This is a genomic window from Paraglaciecola sp. (genome assembly GCF_030730205.1).
In the GTDB taxonomy this organism is placed as follows: Bacteria; Pseudomonadota; Gammaproteobacteria; order Enterobacterales; family Alteromonadaceae; genus Paraglaciecola.
On sequence record NZ_JANQVQ010000081.1, the window covers coordinates 1 to 4,456 of the forward strand.

Genomic DNA, 4,456 nt, shown 5'->3' on the forward strand with positions numbered 1-4,456 from the left:
TGTCAGCGCGATGGTTTACGTACATTGTTAGTGATTCTATTTTGCTTCGGCTCAATGTGAGAAGCCGAGGCATTTGGGGGGGCGGCTTTACTACAACGCTTGAGAGTGATTGTTTATAGACGGTGTTTTTGTTAGTTTCAGCCCATCAAAAGTCAACACTTTCTAAGAATCGTATCACTATGAAGCTCGCTGCTTTAATTCAGTCGCCAGTACAGCAACAATTAGACACCTTGTATCAACACTTTTTAGGCCTAAATGAAACCGAACAGACGGTTTTAGTCGTATTGGCGGTGATCTATAAACCGATTGGTTTAGCCAAACTAGCCAAGGTTTTTGACATCTTAGATGGTCAGTATCTGTTACCCAAGGGGCCAAAAGCCTACGTATTTTCTAAAGAAAGTCGCGATCAACTCAGTAAAAACGCCTTGGTATCATTTAGCCTAGAAGGCATGCAAATCAATACCTTGTTGGCAAACCGCTTAAGTGCCGAAGTAGAACAATTTCATCACTTATTTACTTTTATGCCTTTCAAGAAAAGCCCTGCATTGCTGCTTGAAATTATCAAAGCCGCCGAACACGTAGTGCCGGTAGTTAATAGTTACAGTTGGCAGAACAAGGTGGCCGATAGGCAGAGAGTCATTCGCGACCTGTATTTTTTAAATTTAACAGACAAGCTTGCCGCAGCCTTTGAGTTTAATAAAAATCCTCAGGTGGTTGATCATGTGCAAAATCAGATTTTACTTGAATTATTCTTTTTACCCTTTGAGCTTAGCGCGTTTTTACAATTGCCTCTGGTTATGCAATATCAGGCTTTTGCTAGCTTAATTAGAACCTTTCAAATGCAGGGGCAAAGTCTTGATTACCCCATTCAATTATTAGAACAAGTGTGCGCGGCTCATTCAGATCCAAGTAGCCCCGCATACAATATCGACTGTCAGCATTTACTCGCAGAGCAGTATTTATATCAGTTACGCTTTGCTGATTTTGCTCGGGTGCAACATGCACAAGACAGCACAAGCTATGGATTACAGTTACTAGGTGCCCATTCTTTTTTAAGCGGTGATAACCGCCAAGCCATTGCGTTTTTTGAGCAAGCCTTAGTGGCAAAAAACAAAATCGCTAAACGTAAAAAGCAATATTTAAACGATGTCTTAGGTTATTTTTACAAGCTGGCCTTGGTGGTTCATGCTAACCAAGAGGATGTCAGTTATTTTACCACTGCCCTAGAGCAAGTGGAATTTGAAGAGAGTGACCGTAAGGTTACGGGGGATTTTATCCGCCTGAGCCAAAGCCTAGCAAAACCGATTGTGTGTTTATCAAACGGGGAAAAATACACTGGCAATATTCATTACAGCAGAGTGGATGAAGACTTCGACTTTTTCTCCCATCAACTGAGTTATTTTAATTACTTGCTGGCAAATGTGTGGTGTAACCACCCTAAAGATCCTACCTTGGCCAAGTTAGCCGTAAAATATCAGACTCATTTTAACCAGCTTGCTTATCCCTTATTTGCCGATTTTTGTCAGCAAATGGCGGCGTGCTTCAGTAAGAAAGAGAGCAATAAAAAGCACGAACCAAATCACGGATCAAAATTAATCGATATTTGCAGCCTAATAACCACCAAGTCAGAGTGGGACTTAGCGCTGGATAAACTGATTGCGCTGAATCCAAACAGCGAAAAAAACACCCAAACAGAGAAACAAAGCCCAAGCAAACCGGTGCGTTTAATTTGGGAGCTTGAGCCTGGCTTGTCTCACCAGTTTAAGGCCCGTGAGCAAAAATTGAGTAAAGCAGGCTGGAGTAAGGGGCGCAGCGTTTCGCTTAAACGCTTAAAAGAAGAATTTGCCCAAATTGAGTATCTAAGCGACAGCGATAAACGGCTTTGCCGCGAGATTGAGATGTATCAGCAATGGGGCTATTACGCTAAGACAGATTACGTTCTGCAAGGTTTATCAGCCCTAGAGGCCGCGGTGGGTATAGACAATCTTTACCACACAGACGACTTAGAACAAAACATCGAGATAACTCAGCGTGAGCCAGAATTATTGGTCAGTGAGCAAGGCGAGCAGTTGTGTTTAAGCATTGCTGATTTGCCCGCCGATATCAGTGAATACCAGGGGCAGTCTGCCTATGATTTAAAGTCGCTTAATCACAGGCAATATCAGCTTACGGTGTTTTCAGCTGACCATCTGAAAGTCGCCGAGATCATTGGTGAGTCGGGCTTGCTTATTCCTATTAGTGCCAAACAAAAAGCCCTAGATGGCATTGCCGCTATTGCATCATTTTTAAATATTCAATCAGATATTACGGAGTTAGATACCGGTTTAGCACATCACCCCTGTGATCCCCATTTGGTGGTGAACATTCAGCCCCATCAACAAGGACTGGCCTTTACTTGCGTGGTGATGCCCTTTGGTGAACAAGGGCCAGCCTTTAAACCCGGTGTAGGCAGTGCCAGTTTAACCACCGAGCTAAACGGTAAGCGCATGGCAACCCAGCGAGACTTAGTGCGCGAAGAAAGCTTACTTGATCTGCTCGACCAAAGCTGCCCCGCTTTTTTAGCTATGCCAGATAACAGCTTGCTATTAGATGACTTACAAACCGCGCTCGAAGCACTAGAACAACTCGAAACCGCTATGAGTCAAAACGCTTTCGATTTACTGTTGCGTTGGCCCAAAGGCAAAAAAATCAGCTTAACTAAAGCCCTAGGTAGCGAGCATCTCCAACTAGCCTTGGGGCAAAAAAATGAATGGTTTGATCTTAGCGGCGAACTGCAAATAGACAATCAACAAGTGCTTGAACTGCGTAAGTTGCTCGAACTGGTTAAAACCAGTCATGGTCGGTTTATCGAGCTTGGCCATGAACAAATACTCGCCTTATCACAAGACTTACGCCACAAGCTTGAGCTTATCAACCAAGTTAGCGATGACGGTAAATTTCATGCTTTAGCCAGCTTACAAATAGCAGAAGCCACCAGTGGCATGCGCATGAAAACGCTGCATGCTTGGGATGAGCAAACCAAAAAAATGCATCAAGCCAATAACATAAAACCGCACATTCCTTCTACCTTTCAAGCGCAACTGCGCAGCTACCAATTAGAAGGTTTTGACTGGGCATCCCGCTTGGCGCATTGGGGGGCAGGGGCCTGTTTAGCCGATGATATGGGCTTGGGGAAAACCCTACAAGCCCTGGCTATTTTACTGTCACGGGCTAGTCAAGGGCCCAGTTTGGTGATTGCACCGACTTCGGTGTGTTTTAATTGGCAACAAGAGGCGCTTAAGTTTGCCCCCACGCTCAATATCAAACTCTTCGCTGACTCCAGTAATACCCTGCAGCGCGAAAACTTGTTAAACGATTTAAGCCCATTTGATTGCGTGATCATCAGTTATGGTCTATTGCAGCGTGAAAGCGACATTCTCAAGCAAGTGCACTGGCATACGATTGTTGCCGACGAAGCTCAGGCATTGAAAAACCCACTGGCTAAACGCACCAAAGCGGCTTGTGCCTTAAAGGGGGATTTTAAGATGATCACCACCGGTACGCCTATTGAAAACAATCTTAGCGAACTGTGGAGTTTATTTCGCTTTATTAACCCTGGACTACTTGGCAACTTAAAACGTTTTGGCGAACGGTTTGCACTGCCCATGGACAATGTAAAAGACGAACCTCTTGCGGCACGTAAGGCCAGTCAAGGCTTAAAAACCTTGATCCAACCCTTTATTTTGCGGCGCATGAAAAACCAAGTATTAACCGAATTACCTCCACGAACCGACATTAATATTCGCGTTGAAATGGGCCCACAAGAGCGCGATTTTTACGAAGCGCTGCGACTGAATGCCATCGATAATATCAGCCAAAACAACCAACAAACCAACCCTGGCGAGCAACGGATTAAGATGCTTGCAGAGTTAGTGAAACTGCGCCAAGCCTGTTGTCACCCCAAACTAGTCATGGCTGAAACTGATATTCCCAGCGCCAAACTGGCCGCCCTAGATGAATTGCTTGAGGAGCTAAAACTCAACAAACACAAAGCACTGATCTTTAGCCAGTTTGTGGGCCACTTACAACTAATTAAGCAGCACATTGAAGCCAAAGGGTTTAGCTATCAATATCTTGACGGTTCAACCCCGCAAAAACAGCGACAAGAGCGAGTTAACGCCTTTCAACGCGGTGAAGGCGATATCTTTTTAATTAGCCTAAAAGCCGGTGGTTCAGGCTTAAATTTAACCGCAGCAGACTATGTGATACACATGGACCCTTGGTGGAATCCGGCAGTAGAAGAGCAAGCGTCTGATCGTGCCCATCGCATTGGCCAAACCCGGCCTGTGACTATCTATAGGTTGATTACCCAAAACACCATTGAAGAGAAAATCGTCGCCTTGCATCAGCAAAAACGAGATTTAGCGGATAATTTGCTAGAAGGTAATGACGCGGTGACTAAGCTGTCAGTAGATGA

1 protein-coding gene is annotated in these 4,456 nt (G+C 44.7%); it reads left to right on the top strand.

The window, feature by feature from the left end:
* Nucleotides 1-179: 179 nt before the first annotated feature.
* Nucleotides 180-4,456, top strand: a 4,277-nt coding sequence (locus NWQ57_RS06990) for a DEAD/DEAH box helicase (protein WP_306021425.1), incomplete at its 3' end; no start/stop codon positions are given.